Raw genomic sequence first — 18153 nt, forward strand, 5'->3', positions numbered from 1 at the left:
AAAGCGTGGACAAGCGTAAAGACATGTACATCATCGCAGGCCGGCGGCCTTTCTCCTAGGACGGAAAGCACAGTTCGTGAGCCTTGTCCGATCCGCACCCCAACTCCCAGAATCTGCATCTCGGATCATCCGCTGACAGGGGGAACATGGGGACGATCGATCACGACGCGGTACTACGGGCGCGTGTGCTGCTGCTCGCTTCCGGCCGGCCGGAACAGGGCGAACTCGTCGACGCCTACCGGACTCTGATGGAGGTGAACCCGAAGGCGTACGCCCCGCTGCTCGTCGACGCGCTCCTCTTGACGAACCACCGGAACCCGAAGGTGCGCCTGGCGTCGGCCCTCGAGGCCGTCGAGGCCGGCCGGAGGATCGAAGTGGGAGCGCCCGCCAGGAAGGAACGGCTCCGCAGGGCGCTGAACGCCTACCAGGCGGCCCTGTTCGCGCTCGGACGCCGAGCGGAAGGGCGCGCCGTCTGCGAAGAACTGGCCGAGGAGGGCTGGAGCGGGCGGCTCGCGACCGTCCTGGCCGAGGAAGGACGCTTCCGGGAGGCCGCGGAGCTCAACGAGAAATCGGTCCGCAGCGGCGCACCGGAGCACTCCGTCCCCGCCCTGATCGGGTGGGCGGCGAACCTGGAGGGCGCCGGCCTGCACGACGCGGCATCGGACGTCTTCCGCGAGGTCATCGACGTCGCCCGGCGCCGGGCCGACGAGCAGCGCACGTCGCCGGCCGTGCTCGTATGGGCGCTGGTCCACCACTCCCGGATGCGCGAGGCCGCCGGGCACCCCGGGCAGGCCGCGGCCGCCCGGCGGGAGGCCCTGACCGTCCTGGAGCGGACGGCTTCCACGGACGGGTCGAAGGGCGTCGACCACCTCACCGACTGGGTCAGGCTGTTCGTCCTGTCGGGACGGAGGGAGGAACCGGCCGCGAGCGCCGAGTCTCCGATGCCGCCGTTCGGCGCCGACCTCGGATGGTCCCAGGACACGTGGGATGCCTTTCTCGGCGCTCTCCCCTCGCTCGAAGCGGAGGCGGCGGCACTGCGCGAGGACGACCGGCTGCCCGAACTGGTCGACGTCCAGCGCCGGATCGGCATCCGCCTGGCCGCCCGGGACGGCCACCACCGTTACGGGTTCGCCGAGCGGCTCGAGCCGCACTTCGACGAAAGCGTGGCGCTCGCCCGCCGTCTGCCCGACGACCCGGCACGCCTCGCCCGGGCCCTGACGGACCGCTCGATGTTCCTCGTCGCCGCGGGGACCTTCGGGCCCGCGTACGCCGACCTCGCCGAGGCCGTGACCCTTCTCGACGGCCGGTGGTCGCAGGCGGATCCGGGGCGCCCGAGCCCGGCCTGATCGGCAGGGCACCCCTCGGTCCCTGGCCGGGTGGCGGTGGCCCGGCCCGCCGCGCTCAGAACGGCTGCGCCGCCCCCAGCAGGCTGTCCGGGAGATACGCCGACGAGACCCGGATCCGCCAGCCCCGACGACGGGCGTGGCAGGCCAGCGCCAGGATGTCGAAGTCGACCGCGGCGTCCGCCCCGGCACCGACCGGGCGGTCGCCCACCGAGTGGTGGTCGCGGTGGGCCTCCAGCGCGTCGGCCAAGGCCAGGTTGAAGCTCTCCTCGTCGCCCTCCACCAGTTGGGAGAAGAGCACCGCGGGCGACGGGGCGAACCCCCAGTCCCGGATCTGCTTCACGTCGGAGACGGCCCGATCGGTGGCGGGCTCCGGGTCCTCTCCCCGCAGGTAGTCGTGCAGGGCCTGCCGGTACGAGGCGAAGGCGGAACGGTCTTCTTCCAGGGCGGAGGGGCCGCTGAGGACCAGCGGGGCGAGTTCCGCACGGTTGCCGGTGATCAGGGCGCGCTTCAGGGCCTCGTACCAGTATCCGGGGCCGAGCGGGCGATCCGAGGGGGCGGAGCCTCCGGGCCCACCTCCCGCGCGTACGGCCTCGTACAGCTCGCGTACCAGGTACTCGGCGTGCCCGGCGGCCTCCGGCATGTCAGGGCGCTCGACGACCAGCGGGCCCGCGGCCAGCGCGGCGACGGCGTCCGCACGCCGCTCGGTCCCGTAGGGCCCCACGCGCGGCGCCGGCGTCGCGAAGCCGGTGACCAGCGCCCGCGGCAGGTAACCCGAATCGACGGGCGGCAACCAACCCTCGCGGCGCCGGCCGAGCGCGGCCAGCGCCAGCGGCAGCAGGGGCAGCAGGGTACGCGGCTCGGCCCGTGGGTCCCGCAGGCGGGAGTACGGCAGCAGCAGCGCGGTCAGCTCGACGCCGAAGGCCTCCCGGTCCCGGGCGGCCAGTGCGCGCAGCGCACGGAGCGCCCCGGTGGCGGGGTCGGCCGCCTCGACCGTCGCGACGGCCACGGGTTCGTCTGCCGCGGTCCGGGCTCCGGCCCGCCGGTCGGCGACCCGGCCGAGCGCGGCGTCCAGTGCGGCGAGCTTCTCCCGGGGGGTGGGCGGGAACTTCTGGTCCTCGTTCCCGAGGTCCCCGCTGACGTACGCCAACAGGCCGTTGATCAGCTCCACCGACGGGAGCCCGGGCCCGCCCGCCCGCTGCGGTGCCCGGCGCGCGAAGTGGAAGGCCTCGCCGTGCCGTTCGGCCTTGTCGGCGAGGACCGCCAAGCAGAACGCGTCGATCCAGCGGGCGGCGCTGACCGGCTGCGGGCTGCCCTCCGGGTCGGCGTCGTAGTCGAGCCCGAGGTTGACGTAGGTGAGGAAGACGTGGAAGTACGCATTCGGGTAGTAGGCGGCGAACGACACGGCGCCGGCGGCCGCTTCGGCCGCGTCGTCCAGGATCGCCTTGGCTTCCGGGGTGTCGAGTTCGGGGGTCACCGCGGAGAACGCACCGAGACCGTCGAGGAGCTGCAGCGTGATCTCCCACCAGGCGTAGGCGTCGATCCCGCCGCCCCGGGACCTGGAGTACACGTCGGAGATCATCCGGTTCGCGAAGTCCTCGCGCGCCGCCGCCAGGGCGGCCTCGCTCACCCTGTGTCGTTCTATTCGCATGACCGCTACTCCCTGTGTGCGCCTACGGCCCCACCCTAGGGGGTGTTCTGCCGATCGGGCCGGGTTCGCGGGGTCCGGCATCGCGCCCCGATCCGGGCTGGTCGACAAGGCTCCCGGGAGATCGCCCGGACGGTCCGGCCACGGACGCGGGAGAGCGGGGCCGTCCCGGACGGTGGCCGCGGGTGCGGACGCGACCACCGCCGGCGCTATTGCCAGCCGTAGCGCTCGCGAAGCCGGTCCACGACCCGGTCGAAGCGGCCGCGGTCGAGCGCGCAGGCCTCGCGGCGCATCCCCGACTCGTGCACCCGCAGCACCCGGTCCACGTCCACCCAGGACTCGCGTCCGGCGCTGTCCCACGGACCCGTCCCGATCGGCACCCACTCCCGGTCGTGGTCGTGCCGCTTGCTCGACAGCTGGACGGCGAGCAGGGTCCGTCCGCCCGCCTCCCGGGCCACGACCAGCACGGGGCGGTCCTTGCCGCGCCCGTCGTTCTCCTCGAAGGGGACCCAGGTCCAGACGATCTCGCCGGGGTCGGGATCGCCGTCGGGGTCCGGGGCGTACTCGGTCCGCACGGGGCCGATGGCGTGCGGATCGGCTTCCGTGGTCGCGGTGTCGCCATCGCGCCCGGGCTGCTCGACGTGGCCGTTGCTGTGGTGGGAAAGTGCCGTCATCCGGGTGAGGCTACTGGTTGCCGTGGCCCCGGTGCAGGAGGCGGGCATGCGCGCCCGCGCCACGGTTCAGTCGGTGACCAGGGCCATGACGAACCCGTCGTAGCCCTTGCTGCCGACGGTCTGCAGGGCGGTAGCGGTCAACCGCGGGTGTTCGGCGATGAGTTCGGTGAAGCGGCGCACGCCTTGGGCGCGCGGGTCGGAACTGTCCCCGTCGACGACGGCGCCGTCGCGGACGACGTTGTCGCCGATGATGACGCTCCCGGGCCGGGTCAGCTTGAGGGCCCACTCCAGGTACTCGGGGTTGGACGGCTTGTCGGCGTCGATGAACACCAGGTCGAAGGGGGCCTCGCCGGTGAGCCCGGGCAGCAGGTCGACCGCGGGGCCGCGCCGGATCTCGACGACGTGGTCCAGCCCGGCCCGGGTGATGTTGGCGGCCGCGACATCGGCGCACCGCTCGTCGACCTCCAGCGTGACGAGCCGCCCGTCGGCCGGGAGGGCGCGAGCCAGCCAGATGGTGCTGTAGCCGCCCAGTGTGCCGATCTCCAGGATGCGGCGGGCGCCGCGCACACGGGCGAGGAGGTTCAGCAGCTTGCCCTGGTTCGGAGCCACCTGGTGGGCGGGCAGGCCGGCGGCCTCCGAGTCGGTGGCCGCGGCGACCAGGGCCTCGTCCTGACCGACCAGCAATCCGTCGAAATAGTCGTCAACAGCCGTCCATGTCTGCTGAGTCATGGGTGGTGTCGCCCCTTCCGGTGATGTGACGCTTGTTAGTTCCCTGTGGGAACTTACAGGAAGGGGGTGTGGGCCCCGTCACCGACCCTGGCCCGGCCGTACCGCCGACCAGCCCTCCGCGGCCTCCACCTGCGCGGCCAGGCCGAGCAGCAGCGGCTCCGAGTCGGCCGGGCCCAGCAGTTGGGCACCCATCGGCAGTCCGTCGGCCGTGAGGCCCGCCGGGATGTTCACCCCGGGCCAGCCCAGCACGTTCCACGTCCAGGCGTACGGGCAGGCCGCGATCATCGCCCGGTCCGTGGCCATGGCCCCCAGCCCGGACAGGGCGCCGATCCGCAGCGGCGGGGTGGCCGTCGTCGGGGTCAGCACCACGTCGAAGCGGTCGAACACCTCACCGACCCGCCGCCGCAGGACCGTTTCCGCCCGGCGGGAGACCCGTAGCGCGACCCCGCCCAGGATCCGGCCCGTCCGTACGGCCTCGTGCGTGCGCGGGTCCAGCAGCGCGGGATCGGGCACCCGTGCCACCCAGTCCCGTACGCCACTGGTCGCGCGGGGTACGAAGGTCAGGCCGATCGGGCCGTAGCGCGGGTCCTCCGGAACCACCTCGTGACCCAGCGACTCCAGCCGCGCGACCAGCCGCTCCACCGCGGAACGGACCTCGGGGTCCAGGGATTTGGGCGTCGCCGTGAAGGCCATCGCGAAGGAGAGGGCGATCCGCAGCCGACGGGGCGTGCGGCGGACCGCCTCGACGGCGGAGATCCGCGCCGGACGGTGCAGGTCCTCGGGGTGCGAGCCGCTCGCCGCGTCCAGCAGGAGCGCCGCGTCGGCGACGGTGCGGGCCAGCACGCCGTTGACCGTGAGCCCGTGGAAGGACTCCGGCTCGGGCCAGGTGGATATCCGCCCGCGCTGAGGCTTCACGCCCACCAGATGGGTCCAGGCCGCGGGGATCCGGACCGAGCCGGCTCCGTCCGAGCCCAGGGCCGCCGGGACCAGACCCGCCGCCACGGCAGCCGCCGAGCCGCCCGAGGAGCCGCCGGGAGTGTAGGCCCGGTTCCACGGGTTACGGGTCTCGCCGAAGGCCCCGCCCTCGGTAAAGGGCCACTGCCCCAACTCCGGTGTCTGGGTCTTGCCGACGATCACGGCGCCGGCCGCGCGCAGCCTGCGTACCGCCTCGCTGTCGGCGGTCTTCGGGGCGAAGGCCCCCGCGCAGCCGAAGGCGGTCGGCTCACCGGTCACGTCCATGTCGTCCTTGACCGCCAGCGGAACGCCCAGGAGCGGCAGCCGCTCGCCCGCGGCCAGCCGCCGGTCCGCCGCGTCCGCCTCGGCGAGCGCGGCCTCGGCGCGGACGGTCCGGAAGGCGTTGAACTCCGGCTGGGCCGCGGCGATCCGGCGCAGCGCCTCCTCGGTCAACCGCCGCGCCGACACGGTCCCTTCGGCGAGTGCGCCGACCATGTCGACCAGGCCGGAGGCCGTCGGAACAGCTGACTCGGACATCGCGTACCACTCCCCATTACCCGTCGGTAGGGGAGACCGTAACGGGGAGTGGCCGGGTAGTTCTAGAGCCAGCCCTCCAGGGAGGCCATGAACCCGTCGAAGTCGTCCCGGTGGATGGTGTGTCCCGCCCCGGCGACCGAACGCACCTCGAAACCACGGCTCTTGAGCAGCTGCGCCCGCTCCCGCGTGATCAGGGTGCTCGGGTCGGCGAGCTGGACGAGGGAGGGGACCATCGGCGCGGGCGGCATCAGGTCGGCGCCGACCAGCGGCGCGAGGCTCAGCGCGGTCCGCTCGTCCCACAGCGCCAGCGTCTCCAGTTCGATGTCGACGTCCACCTCCTCCCAGCGCGGGCTCATCGCCTGGATCTGCTCCTTGGTCGCCGTCTTGAACTGTGCGAGCAGTTCCGGGCCGAAGCCGTCGGCCGGGGCGGACAGGTGGAACGCCGGGTCGGAGAAGACGGCCCGGGCGGGCCGCAGCCGGTCCACCGCGAGCGACAGCGTCAGGCCGCCGAGGGAATGGCCGATGGCGAGCTCGGCGCCCGTCGGGAGGGTCTCGACCACGTCATCAGCGAACAGCTCGGGGCTGTACGCGCCGCGGCCGCTGGCGCCGTGGCCCCGTAGGTCCACGGCGATGACGCGGTAGCCGTGGTCGGCGAGGGCGGGGCCGACCCGGCGCCAGGTCCGGTGGTCGGCCATGATGCCGTGGATCAGGAGGGCGACGCGGTCGCCCTCGCCCCAGGTCTGGGTGTGCAGGTGCACGATGTGCCTTTCTCGGCGGTGGATCTCGGTCGAGGAGTGGAAGGTGCGGACCGCCGGCGCGTCGGTGCATCGACGCGGGGCGGTGGCGCGGTGGCGCGTCAGCGCACGCTGCGGATCGGCTTCACGGCCAGGGCCCCCGCCACGGCCAGCACGGCCGCGACGACGAACAGCGCGGTGTACCCGCCGCTGACCGAGACGATCACCGAGGCGACGAACGGCGCGATGATCTGCGGGCCGGCGTTGGCGATGTTGAGCACACCCATGTCGCGGGCGGCGTCCTCGGCCTTGGGCAGCACCATGGTCACCAGGGCGGTGTCCACCGCCATGTAGCACCCGAACGCCAGCCCGTTGACCGCGGCGAAGCACAACATCGCGGTCCAGCTCGTCGACACGGCCGGGATGACGAGCGCGACGGCCGACAGCAGCGCGGAGGCACCGACGAAGAGCTTGCGCCGGTCGAACCGGTCCGACAGGTACCCGCCGAGGACCGTGGAGACGACCATCGCCACGCTGGTCAGCGGCATCAGCACCGCCACCGCGGCCTCCGGCTCCATGCCGTCGGGCAGCACGGTGTGGTCCTGCAGGATGTAGAGCTGGTAGCCGCTCACCGCGAAGTAGCCGAGGACGAGCAGCGCCCGCCCGATGAAGGCCCACCGGAAGTCGTGGTCGCGCAGCGCGCCGGTGAAGGCGGCGAGCTGCTCCTTGACGGGCATCGGGGCGCGGGCCGGGAGCCGCTGTTCGCGGCTGCAGGCGGTGAAGAGCACGGCGGCGCCCGCCACGAGCGCGCCGAAGACGAGGTAACCGGTGCGGAAGTCGTCGGAGAAGGCCGCGCCGATGAGCGCGCCGAGGGTGGAGCCGAAGGGCAGGCCGAGCCCGACGGCCGCGGAGGCCTTGCCACGGGCGTCCAGGGGCACCCGGTCGGGGACCACGGAGGTGATGGCCGCCTGGTAGACGTTCATGACGGCCTGCCCGAGGCACCAGGCGATCGTGATCAGCAGGATCGTGTCGGCGAGGCCCAGCAGGAACATCGCCGGTACGGCGGCGAGTCCACCGCCGAGGATCCAGGGGTTGCGCCGTCCGCTGCGGTCGGACAGGGCGCCGGCGACGGGGTTGAAGACCGTGGCGAAGATCGCCGAGACCCCCGCGATCAGGCCGAAGTTCGCCACCTTGTGCGCCGGATCGATGTCCTCGACCTGAAGCGCGAGCAGGACGCCGGCCACGCCGATGTAGAGGGCGTACATGGCGCTGTTGCCGACGAGCAGCAGGGTCAGCAGACCGCGGCGGGCGGGGCCGGGTCCGGCGCCGGAAGCGGCGGCGGACCCCGGGGGCGTGTCGGTGGTGGCTGCGGCCGAGCCGGTGCCGGGGGAGGAAAGGGCCACGGTGCCCTCCTGGGCAGATGGGGGCGGATGAGGGGAGGGGGAGATGCGATGAGGTGCGGTGGGGTGCGATGAGCTGCGGTGGGGTGCTCAGGGGTACGCAGGGGTGCGCGCCGCCCTGTCGCGACGGCGGGGGTGCGACGGAGCGCGGCAGGGCGGCGGCACGGCGGGGCACGGCGTCGACACATCGGACGTTGTGGGATGTGACGCCGTGGTTACACGTGTCAATGACTCGTGTAACCACTGTGTAGCATCCGTTTCCGGCCATCCGCTAGCCCTCGGGCGCAATCGGTCTGGAAAGATGCCACGGCAATGTCTCAGTCATCGAAAACGCCGAAGCCTCCCGCCCCGGCCTCGGGATCGGCCACCACGCCGCCGCCCCCCGTTCCGACGAGCGCCGACGTGGCCCGCCTCGCGGGCGTCTCGCGCGCGACGGTCTCGTACGTGCTGAACAACGCGGAAGCCGTACGCATCAGCGAGCCGACCCGCCGCAAGGTCCGCGAGGCGGCCGAGGAGCTCGGGTACGTCCCGCACGCCGCCGCCCGCAGTCTGCGCGCCGGACACACCAGGATCGTGCTGCTGCCCACCTCCCACGTGCCGGTCGGGCCGCTCTACAGCACCTTCCTGAACGAGCTCCAGTGGGCGCTGCGCCGCCTCGACTACACGGTGGTGCAGTACGGGAGCCTCGGACTCAGCGGCGACGAGGCCGTGCGGGCCTGGGCGGAGCTGCGTCCGGTGGCCGTGATCTCCCTCGGCGAGATCACCCTCTCCGCGCGCAACGTCGCCACCCTCAAGCGGGCCGGAGCCCGCGCGGTGATCACGATGGGGCCCGTCGGCGTGCCCGGGGCGCACGCGCTCGTCATGGACCAACAGGAGGTCGGCGTCCGGGCCGCCGCCCATCTCGTGGAGCGCGGGCGCACGCGGATCGGGGTGGTCGTCCCGGAGGAGGAGGGCCTGGAGCTGTTCTCCGTGCCCCGGCTCACGGGCGCGCGCTCGGTGCCGGGCGCCGAGGTCGCTGCCCTCCCGATGGCCTACTCCGAGGAGTCGGCCGCAGCGCTGGCGGCCCGCTGGCGCGGGCTCGGGCTGGACGCGGCGTTCGCGTACAACGACGAGTACGCGATGCTGCTGATGCGGGCCCTCCAGGACGAGGGGCTCCGCGTCCCCGAGGACGTCGCCGTCATCGGCGCCGACGACCTGCTCATCGGGCGGCTGCTGCGGCCCCGGCTGAGCACCGTTCGGTTGGAGATGCCGACCGGTGCCCACCTGGCCTCGCTGGTGGACCACGCGGTGCGCGAACCGTCGGAGGTCACGGAGCGGCACGACCTGATGGCGGCGGCCGCCATCCACCGGGAGTCGACCTGACGGTGCCCCGACGGCCCTCCGCAAGGACCGGACGGCCCGTCCGGTCCGCACGGTCAGGACGGTCAGGCGCACACGGGGTCCGGACGGCCAGGTGCACGTAGGGCCCGGGCGACCATGGGCACGCGGGGCGCGGGCGACCATGGGCACGCGGGGTGCGGGCGACCATGGGCACGCGGGGCCGGGCGCCTGCCGCCCCAGGGGGTGTCCGGTCGACCGGGCCGGGCCCGGGTCGCCTGCACCCGCGCGCTCGCCGCGTTCCCGCCGGTCGCCGGCGTTCCCGGACGCCCCCTCGGTCCGGGGAGCCGTTGACAGGCGGTGACGTGCGGACGGAGACTGCGGGCGCGCCCCACCGGGCGTGCCCGGCGGCGTGCCCCGGTGTCCACACCGGCACCGACGCGCCACCGCCCGTACGGATCCGCCCAGGAGAGACCCCATGAGCATCCGCACCGTCCGCGACGTCTACGTCGTCGACGCCGTCCGCACCCCGATCGGCAAGTTCGGCGGCGCCCTCGCCGGAGTCCGGCCGGACGACCTGGCCGCGCACGTCGTGCGCGCGCTGGTGGAGCGGACGCCGGACCTCGACCCGGCCCGCATCGACGACGTCGTCTTCGGCGACGCCAACGGCGCGGGCGAGGACAACCGGGACGTGGCCCGTATGGCGGTGCTGCTGGCCGGGCTGCCGGTGAGCGTCCCCGGCGTCACGGTCAACCGGCTGTGCGGCTCCGGCCTCGAAGCCGTGATCCAGGCCGCCCGCGCCATCGCGCTCGGTGACGCCTCCGTGGCCATCGCCGGCGGCGTCGAGTCGATGAGCCGCGCCCCCTGGGTCGTGCAGAAGCCGGAACGGGCCTTCCCGGCCGGGCACCAGCAGATGTGGTCCACGACCCTGGGCTGGCGGATGACCAACCCGCGCATGCCCGAGGAGTGGACGGGCTCGCTCGGCGAGGGCGCCGAACTCGTGGCGGACAAGCACGGCATCACCCGCGAGGCGCAGGACGCCTTCGCGTTGGAGAGCCACCGCAAGGCGGCGGCCGCCTGGTCCGCCGGGCTCTACGACAACGAGGTCGTCCCGTACACCGGCGCGGACCTGGTACGGGACGAGTGCATCCGGGAGGGTTCCACGCCGGAGGCGCTGGCCCGACTGAAGCCGGCCTTCCGGACGGACGGCACGGGCACGGTCACGGCCGGCAACGCCTCACCGCTCAACGACGGCGCCGCCGCGCTGCTGTTGACCGACGAGGCGGGGCTGGCGGCCACCGGCCGGGAGCCGCTCGCCCGGATCAGCGCGTCCGCCGTCACCGGGATCGAGCCCCAACTCTTCGGTCTGGGACCGGTGGACGCCGTCCGGCGGGCGCTCGCCAAATCCGGTCGCGGGCTCGCCGATCTGACCACCTTCGAGCTGAACGAGGCCTTCGCCGCACAGGCGTTGGGCTGTCTGGCGGCCTGGCCGGAGCTCGACCCGGCCGTGGTCAACCCGCGGGGCGGCGCCATCGCGATCGGCCATCCGCTCGGTGCCTCGGGCGCCCGGCTGGCCGGCTCCGTCGCGCACCAGCTGGCGGCGGCGGGCTCCGGCACCGGCATGGCGGCCCTGTGCATCGGGGTCGGCCAGGGCATCGCCCTCGTCCTGGAGCGCTGACCCGAGCCCTCGGGGGCGCCGCTCGGGGTGTCCCCGTACGGCCCCCCGGGGGGTTTCGTGACGTCCGGGCGTCGATCGTTTCCGGTCACCGCTCGGCGTCAACTGCCCAATAACTGAACAGATGTTGAGCCTCCTGTCTGGCACGATGGCGCGTGCTGCCGCCCCCCGCCCCGCCCATCCGCACCCGGAGGCCCCGCGCCATGCCGCTCCTCGATCCGACGCTCTGGCAGGACGGACCCACCCTCACCGGCGGCTCCGCCCCGGTCGTCGAACCCGCCACCGGCCGTACCCTCGCCACCATCGACCTCGCCGCGCCCGCCGATGTGGCGGAGGCCGCCGCACGGGGCCTCGCGGCGCAGCGGGACTGGGCGCGCACCACCCACCCGGAGCGAGCGGCCGTGCTGCGCCGCGCCGGGGACCTGTTCACCGCCCACGCCGACGAGCTGCGGGAATGGCTGGTCCGAGAGTCCGGCTCGATACCCGGCAAGGCCGACTTCGAGCTGCACGTCGCCGCGCAGGAATGCTACGAGGCCGCCGCGCTGGCCTCCCGCCCCGCAGGGCAGGTGCTGCCGAGCGAGGCGCCCCGGCTGTCCTTCACCCGCCGGGTGCCGGCCGGCGTGGTCGGGGTCGTGGCTCCCTTCAACGCCCCGCTGATCCTCGCGATCCGCTCGGTCGCGCCGGCGTTGGCGCTCGGCAACGCGGTGCTGCTCAAGCCGGACCGGCGCACCGCCGTCTGCGGTGGTCTCGCCCTCGCCGCGGTCTTCGCCGCCGCCGGGCTGCCGAGCGGGCTGCTGCAGGTCCTGCCCGGCGGCGCCGGCACGGGCGCGGCGGTGGTCGCGGACCCGCACGTCCGGGTGGTGTCCTTCACCGGATCCACCGCCGCCGGCCGGTCCGTCGGCGAACTGGCGGGCCGTCACCTCAAGCGCGTACAGCTGGAGTTGGGCGGGAACTCGGCTCTCGTCGTGCTCCGCGACGCCGACATCGAGTCCGCCGTGGCCCAGGCCTCCTGGGGCTCGTTCTTCCACCAGGGCCAGATCTGCATGACCGCCGGGCGGCACCTCGTGCACGCCTCGCTGTACGACGAGTACGTCGAGCGGCTCGCCGCGCGCGCCGAGGAACTGGCCGTGGGAGACCCGTACCGCGAGCGGGTCCACCTGGGCCCGCTGATCGACCGCGCCCAGCTGGACCGGGTCCACGCCCTGGTGGAGGCCAGCACCGGGCAGGGGGCCAAGCTCGTGGCCGGCGGCACGCACCGGGAGCTGTTCTACCGGCCGACCGTCCTGGCGGGCGTGGCCGACGACACCCCCGCCTACGCCGAGGAGGTCTTCGGCCCCGTGGCGCCCGTACGGTCCTTCGCGACGGAGGAGGAGGCGGTGGCGCTGGCCTCGGCGGGCCCCTACGGCCTCTCCCTCGGCATCGTGACCCGCGACGCGGCGCGCGGGCTCGACCTGGCCGATCGGATCCCGACCGGGATCGCCCACATCAACGACCAGACGGTCAACGACGAGGCCGTCGCCCCCTTCGGCGGAGTCGGCGCTTCCGGCACCGGTGCCCGCTTCGGCGGCGAGGCGAACCTGGACGCCTTCACGGAACTGCGCTGGACCACGCTCCGCAGCAGCCCCGCGGGCCACCCCTTCTAGGCCGTCTCTTTGGGATCCTGCCGGGCCCGCGACGCCCGGCACCGCACCCGGCCGCGTTGTCGGGGCGACCGAGTACGTCCAGTACGCGGGCGCCCCTCCGCCTTGCCGGGCACGGCACCGGACGCCGCGGGCTCGGCCGACACGATCCGAAAGAGACGGCCTAGGCCGTGCGGAATGCGGAAGGCGAGCCTTTCGTTCAAGGGAGCAGACGGCTCACAACAGGAGGTCTGGACACCGTGGCTACAGTCGAGCTCACCAAGGAAAACTTCGACCAGACGGTCAGCGAGAATCCGTTCGTGCTGATCGACTTCTGGGCGGGCTGGTGCCGGCCGTGCCTGCAGTTCGCCCCGGTCTACGAGCGGGCCTCCGACGCCCATCCCGACCTGGTGTTCGCCAAGGTGGACACCGAAGCGCAGCAGGAGCTGGCCGGAGCCTTCCAGATCACCTCGATCCCGACTCTGATGATCGTCCGGGACCAGGTGGCCATCTTCGCGCAGCCCGGCGCGCTGCCCGAGGCGGCCCTGACGGACCTCATCGAGCAGGCCCGGGCCCTCGACATGGAAGAGGTCCGCGCGAAGATCGCCGCGGAGCAGCAGGGTGCGGGTGACGGGGACGCCGGTACGGCGCAGGCCTGACGCCCGTCGATCCGCCGGGCTCGTGGGCCCGGCGGATCGGGCGCCTCAGCCCGCCGGGCACACCGGCTGCGCCGGGACGCGGACCGGGAGGCTCCTGCGCTCCTCGGCGGTGAACGTCCGGTTGCCGATGGTCTTGCACAGGCCGCGCTGCCACGCCCCGGGGTCGAGCGACAGGACACCGCCGGGGCCGGAGGGGTCGGCGTAGATCACCGTCGTGGAGTCCTCGGAGACGCCCAAGAAGGAGTACGGACGGGTGCCGGAGCCGAAGACCGAGCTCAGGATCGGGTTCGGCGGCGGACCGAATTCGTACGACTCCACAAGGGCGCGTTCCTCGATGCCGTAGGTCCGGACCGCGTTGTCGGCGGCGATCAGGAAGTGGCCGTCGCCGTCTCGGAACCGGGTGACGGTCGGGGTGTCGGAGTCCTCGGAGGTGCTGCGCAGGGGACCTATCTCCTTGCGCAGCGGGTAGCGCCGCCACAGCTCGACGATCGAGCCCCGGCGCATCAGAGCGAAGTAGCGGCCGCTGGGGTCGAACTGCACGGCGAGGACGTCCTCGGTGGTGCGGACGGTCTCGGTGACGGTGCCCGTGGTGATGTCGACGATACGGACCGCCGGGTCGCCCCAGACGGTCACGGCGACCTTGTTCGGAGCCGGGTAGGGGCCGATGTTGGTCTTCGGCGCGGATCCCGCGACGGGCAGCAGCGCCTTCGCGTCGTAGTGGGCGAGTTCCCGTCCCGTCCGCGCGTCCCACTGCTGGACCACGGTCCCGGAGACGGTCAGGACGTTGCCGGCGACGTCGAAGAAGTGTAGGAAGTCCGGTTCCTCGCCGATTCCCAGGATCGGTGGCGTGGTGTCCTGGGCCGGCGGCTCGGCCGCGGTGATGGTGGTCAGCCGGCGCAGGGTGGAGGCGTCGAGGACGGACACGACGTTGGGCCCCTCCAGGTCCGCGAGCAGGCGGCCGTCCTTGCTCAGTCTCATGAGGTCGGTGTTCCCGGGCTTCCGGTACGGCGTCCGGCGCGGGGCCTCGGCGATGAGCCGGTCGTTGGCGCCCGGTTCCGCGGGCCGTACCTGCAGCGCGGAGCCGTCGCCGAGCAAGCTGATCGTTCTGCCGCCGTCGTGGGTGAGGATCTGCTGGCCCACCTGGAGTACGGATTCCCCGACGGGGAGTTCGGTGTAGGCGATCACGGAGTCCTGGAACGTGATGTAGGAGAGCCTGCCGTCGGCCGATGCCAGCCGGCTCGACCCCTTGGTGAAGGTCGAGGGGACGGTGGAGAGCACCTTGTGCTGCGGCAGATCGATCAGCCGCAGCGAGTCGTTGGCCCACAGCGCGACCCGTGTGCCGTCCGTGTCGACCGCATGGGGAAGGCATACTCCGGATCTGTACCGCTTGTCCTGTTCGATGTACGGCTCCCCCTGTCGGGTGCCGTCGGAGATCCGCAGGAGGCTCACCGTCGCGTTGTCGGGCTGCTCGGTGCACGCCACGGCTGTCGTCCGGTCTCCGGAGAGCTCGATGATGTCCACCCTGTCGCCGACGACACGTGTCGCGTCGGTCGCCGGGTCGTAGGCGAGCAGGACCGTGTTGTTGGTGCCCGCGGTGCTCCGCCGAAGCAGCAGGGTCCGGTTGTCCGCGCCGATCCACAAATCGTCCGTACTGCCACCGGGGACGTCCGTGGGCGCACGCGTGGAGCGGGTGACGGCCCCGCTGTCCAGGTCCCACCAGACCAGGTGGTCCAGCACCCGGTGGACGATCAGTGTCCCGTCCACCGACATGCTGGGGCCCAGCCCTTTGTTCGTGCCGATGGCCGCTCCCGGAGCGGGGGCGAGCTTGTGCAGCTCGCCCAACGGCTCCTCACGGTCGGCGTGTACCGGGAACCAGGCGGCGACCCCGTCCTCCTGGACGTAGCCGGCCCGCTTCCCGTCGGCCGAGACCAACGGGAACTTCACCTGCCCGACCGAGGGCACCTGCGCGCTGCGTATACGGCCGGTGGTGACGCCCGTGAAGAGCGTCGCCCTGCCGTTCTTGGAGGTGGCCAGCACCACGTTGCCGTCGAAGCTGGCCTGCATGCTCAGTACCGTGCCCAGCAGGCCCGAGACGACCCGGCTCTTGTCCGAGTACTCCAGGTGTTGGCGCAGCAGCTGATTGCGGGCCTCCTGGGTCGGTGAGGTCCGGTAGGCCGCGAGCGCGAGCATCACGGACTGGGCGGGGTCGGTGGCCGCGACGTCCTGGGCCGCCTGCGTCAGGGCCCGCGAGGTGGCGAGTGCGTCGCGTCGGAGGCTCTCCTGCCGCGTGAGCAGGAACAGTGACCCCAACAGGACGGCCACGACCACGACGAGGGAGACGGCGGACCGGGCGCCGCGTACCCGGCGGGCCCGGGAGCGCTGGTGGGCGCGACCGGCATCCAGGTAGGCGCGTTCGCCGGGGCTCAGATCGTCGGCGCGTCGGGGCACCCACTGCCCGGCACCCGCGAGGATCACCTTCGTCGGCAGTAGCTCCGAGGGCCGCTCCGCCCGCTCCCAGCGGTCCATGTCGTGGCGCAGGGACTCCCGCCACACGAGGAAGGACCGGTCGCTCTCGACCCATCGCGCCAGTTTCTCCCAGCCGCCGATCAGGGCCTCGTGCGTGAGCTCGACGCTCTCACCGCCCTCGGCGCTGCGGCCGGTCATCAGGAGCCGTGTGGCGGCGAGCCGTTGGGCGACCTGCCACTGCTCCTCGTCCAGGTCGCCGCGCAGGGCCAGTCGGCGCGTCGCGGCCGGTGATCCCACGGGGACCCGGATGAGCTGGGTGAACAGCCGCCGGGCGACCGGCGCGTCCGCTTCGGGGACGTATTCGGCCCAGACCTGATCGGCGTGCAGGCTGAGCGCCCCGGTGACACCGCCGAGGTCCTGGTAGGCCTGGTAGGTGAGCAGTCCTCCGCGCTGCTCGCGCCACAGCAGGTCCAGGGTGAAGCCCAGCAGGGGCAGTGCGCCCGGCTCGGTGCCGGTGTCTTGCAGGATGCGGTCGACGAGCCCGGCCTCGTACCGCACCGAGGGGACGGCGTCCACGGGTGCGGTCACGACCTCGCGCAGTCGCTCGGGTCCCAGGGGGCCGAGGGCGTGGACACGTCGGCCGATGACCGCCCCGAGCCGGGGATGCGCCAGCGCCGTCTCCAGGAAGTCGGCCCGCAGTGTGGTCAGCACCCGGACCTGCTGCGGCAGGGCATCGGCGAACAGGACATCGGCCAGTTCGTCGACGGCTTCCGGAGCGAGCGCGAGGAGCTCCTCGAACTGGTCGACCACGACGAGCAGTCGACGGCTGCCGGACAGGTCGAGTACGCGGGCCACGACATCGGCGAGTCCGCCGCGGCGCAGTACCCCGGTCAGGTCGGAGATCCGGGCGAGGCGCTCCGTCTCGGACAGCTCGGGCTCCAGCAGCGGCAGCAGCGCGGCCGCGAGGACGGCCAGGGGACTGCTGCCGTGGGTCGGTCGTACGACGACCGCCGAGGCCCCCGACCGCCGGAGCCGGGGGACGACCCCGGCCAGGGCCAAGGAGGACTTGCCGGATCCGGAGGCGCCCACGATGGCCACCCATTGTTCGCCGGCCAGCGCGAGGTCCAACTCCTCGCTCTCCGCCTGCCGGCCGTAGAAGTGCGGGGCGTCGCTCTCCCGGAAGGCCGTGAGGCTGCGGAACGGCGACGGCGGCAAAGTCAGCGGGCGCAGCTCGGGCCAGGCCTGAAGGATGCCGGCCGTCGGGATCAGGTAGCTGACCGGTGGCCGGCCCGACTCGGCGACGGCGATCATGCCGACCACGCCGACGCGGTTCTCGTCCCATACCGGGGTGCCGCTGAAGCCCCGGGAGACCGGGTAGCCTCCGTCGGCCAGGTCCGCCTGTATCCAGCCGTACGCCTGCGCCTCCCGCAGAACTCCGGAGTGCCACACTCCGCCCGGGCGTCCGGCGGGGAAGCCGAAGGCCCGTACCGGATGGCCCCACACCTGCTCGGCCTCGATCAGCCGTACGGGGTGGGCGCCGGCCAACGGGGCGTCGAGCCGTAGGAGTGCCATGTCCCCGCCGCCCGCCTCGCGTGGCGGCAGCAGGCGTTCGACGCTCGCGGACACCCCGGCGCCGTCCGGGGCGCCGGCGGATGCCAGGGGCAGGTCGACGCGGATCCGGGCGGCGGGTGGGGGCTCCTCGTCCTGCGGCGTCCCGAGCGCCGCGGCCACCACGTGGGCGCAGGTCAGGGCGAGTTCGGGAGAGATGAGGAAGCCCAGGCCGACGGGATCCCCTCGCAGGTCGCGGATCCGCAGCACCGCCGCGTTCAGGGCCTTCGGGCCGACCCCCTCCCAGGTCTGCGGCCCGGTCACGGCGTCGGCTCCGCCGCGACGGGGCCGGGCGGCGGGTGGGGCGTCGGTTCGGAGGGCGGTTCGGACGGCGGGTCCGACGGGGAGCGTGTCCAGGTGAGCGAGATCTTGAAGTTGGCCTCGGCCGCCGTACTCGAGATGACGACGTCGGCCTCGGCGGAGATCGACAGCCCGAATTCGAGGTTGAGTTCGTCGGGCGCCTGCGCCATACCCCGGAAGCCGTCGACGAAGCTCTGAGCGACCGGTCGGATCCCGGTCACCATCTCCGCCAACGACCGTGAGGCGCGCACCATCACCTGCCCCGGCCGGGCGACCCGGACCAGGCCGTCCTCGCCGGTCTCCACGACCTCGACCCGCACCACGTCCTGCGGCCCGTCCGCGCCGCCGATCGGTAACTCCACGTGATACACCACGTCTCCCCCTTCTCGTGTCCCCAGTCCCTCGGCAGCGCACGCCGCCGTCCGAGCCCAGGGCGGCCCAGTGTGGACCCCGCCCTCCCGGAATGAAAAGTATTTCTAGAAAAAAATCC

At 73.2% G+C, this 18153-nt stretch carries 13 protein-coding genes; 5 read left to right on the forward strand and 8 right to left on the reverse strand.

Annotation, left to right across the window (positions count from 1 at the left end):
• Window positions 1-146: 146 nt before the first annotated feature.
• Window positions 147-1346 carry a hypothetical protein gene (locus tag BCL76_RS30325; protein ID WP_109782556.1) on the forward strand — a complete coding sequence of 400 codons (1200 nt, stop codon included), beginning with the start codon at window positions 147-149 and terminating at the stop codon, window positions 1344-1346.
• A gap of 55 nt (window positions 1347-1401) precedes the next feature.
• Here BCL76_RS30325 and BCL76_RS30330 read toward each other — a convergent pair whose 3' ends face one another.
• The 6 genes from BCL76_RS30330 to BCL76_RS30355 all read right to left on the reverse strand — a co-directional run bounded on the left by BCL76_RS30330 (window position 1402) and on the right by BCL76_RS30355 (window position 8022).
• A complete protein-coding gene (locus BCL76_RS30330) occupies window positions 1402-2994 on the reverse strand; it encodes an immunity 49 family protein (protein WP_109782557.1) in 1593 nt (530 codons plus the stop codon).
• Between the two features lie 206 nt (window positions 2995-3200).
• Window positions 3201-3665, reverse strand: coding sequence for a type II toxin-antitoxin system PemK/MazF family toxin (locus tag BCL76_RS30335; protein ID WP_109782734.1), 465 nt, complete (start codon window positions 3663-3665; stop codon window positions 3201-3203).
• A 66-nt stretch (window positions 3666-3731) separates the two neighbouring features.
• Window positions 3732-4394 (reverse strand): O-methyltransferase, encoded by a 663-nt coding sequence (locus BCL76_RS30340; protein ID WP_109782558.1) that lies wholly within the window; start codon window positions 4392-4394, stop codon window positions 3732-3734.
• A 78-nt stretch (window positions 4395-4472) separates the two neighbouring features.
• Window positions 4473-5885 (reverse strand): amidase, encoded by a 1413-nt coding sequence (locus BCL76_RS30345; protein WP_109782559.1) that lies wholly within the window; start codon window positions 5883-5885, stop codon window positions 4473-4475.
• Between the two features lie 62 nt (window positions 5886-5947).
• A complete protein-coding gene (locus BCL76_RS30350; RefSeq protein WP_109782560.1) occupies window positions 5948-6643 on the reverse strand; it encodes an alpha/beta fold hydrolase in 696 nt (231 codons plus the stop codon).
• 98 nt (window positions 6644-6741) lie between these two features.
• Window positions 6742-8022: an MFS transporter gene (locus tag BCL76_RS30355; RefSeq protein WP_109782561.1), complete on the reverse strand. Its 1281-nt coding sequence runs from the start codon at window positions 8020-8022 to the stop codon at window positions 6742-6744.
• Window positions 8023-8331: 309 nt separating this feature from the next.
• On the opposite strand from BCL76_RS30355, the gene BCL76_RS30360 reads away from it, so the two are divergent.
• From BCL76_RS30360 to BCL76_RS30375, 4 genes are all read left to right on the forward strand, one after another.
• Window positions 8332-9381: a LacI family DNA-binding transcriptional regulator gene (locus tag BCL76_RS30360; RefSeq protein ID WP_109782562.1), complete on the forward strand. Its 1050-nt coding sequence runs from the start codon at window positions 8332-8334 to the stop codon at window positions 9379-9381.
• A gap of 433 nt (window positions 9382-9814) precedes the next feature.
• The gene (locus tag BCL76_RS30365) at window positions 9815-11014 is read left to right on the forward strand and encodes a thiolase family protein (RefSeq protein ID WP_109782563.1); all 1200 of its coding nucleotides are present in this window, start codon (window positions 9815-9817) and stop codon (window positions 11012-11014) included.
• A gap of 200 nt (window positions 11015-11214) precedes the next feature.
• Complete coding sequence (locus BCL76_RS30370; RefSeq protein ID WP_109782564.1) at window positions 11215-12654, forward strand: aldehyde dehydrogenase family protein; 1440 nt, start codon at window positions 11215-11217, stop codon at window positions 12652-12654.
• 236 nt (window positions 12655-12890) lie between these two features.
• Window positions 12891-13289, forward strand: a complete 399-nt coding sequence (locus BCL76_RS30375; protein ID WP_109782565.1) for a thioredoxin family protein — start codon at window positions 12891-12893, stop codon at window positions 13287-13289.
• Window positions 13290-13334: 45 nt separating this feature from the next.
• Here BCL76_RS30375 and BCL76_RS30380 read toward each other — a convergent pair whose 3' ends face one another.
• Together BCL76_RS30380 and BCL76_RS39185 are read right to left on the reverse strand one after the other, a co-directional pair.
• Window positions 13335-17627 (reverse strand): nSTAND1 domain-containing NTPase, encoded by a 4293-nt coding sequence (locus tag BCL76_RS30380; RefSeq protein ID WP_181382793.1) that lies wholly within the window; start codon window positions 17625-17627, stop codon window positions 13335-13337.
• Window positions 17624-18025, reverse strand: a complete 402-nt coding sequence (locus BCL76_RS39185; RefSeq protein ID WP_309136873.1) for a CU044_2847 family protein — start codon at window positions 18023-18025, stop codon at window positions 17624-17626. Before BCL76_RS39185 ends, BCL76_RS30380 begins: the two co-directional genes overlap by 4 nt.
• Window positions 18026-18153: the final 128 nt, after the last annotated feature.

Source organism: Streptomyces sp. CG 926, assembly GCF_003148825.1.
Lineage (GTDB): Bacteria > Actinomycetota > Actinomycetes > Streptomycetales > Streptomycetaceae > Streptomyces.

Bases quoted from the DNA above. Each gene is read 5' to 3' on its own strand.
- BCL76_RS30325 (WP_109782556.1), top strand. From the start codon at position 147: ATGGGGACGATCGATCACGACGCGGTACTACGGGCGCGTGTGCTGCTG.
- BCL76_RS30335 (WP_109782734.1), bottom strand. From the start codon at position 3,665: ATGACGGCACTTTCCCACCACAGCAACGGCCACGTCGAGCAGCCCGGG.
- BCL76_RS30345 (WP_109782559.1), bottom strand. From the start codon at position 5,885: ATGTCCGAGTCAGCTGTTCCGACGGCCTCCGGCCTGGTCGACATGGTC.
- BCL76_RS30365 (WP_109782563.1), top strand. From the start codon at position 9,815: ATGAGCATCCGCACCGTCCGCGACGTCTACGTCGTCGACGCCGTCCGC.
- BCL76_RS30340 (WP_109782558.1), bottom strand. From the start codon at position 4,394: ATGACTCAGCAGACATGGACGGCTGTTGACGACTATTTCGACGGATTG.
- BCL76_RS30360 (WP_109782562.1), top strand. From the start codon at position 8,332: ATGTCTCAGTCATCGAAAACGCCGAAGCCTCCCGCCCCGGCCTCGGGA.
- BCL76_RS30370 (WP_109782564.1), top strand. From the start codon at position 11,215: ATGCCGCTCCTCGATCCGACGCTCTGGCAGGACGGACCCACCCTCACC.
- BCL76_RS30330 (WP_109782557.1), bottom strand. From the start codon at position 2,994: ATGCGAATAGAACGACACAGGGTGAGCGAGGCCGCCCTGGCGGCGGCG.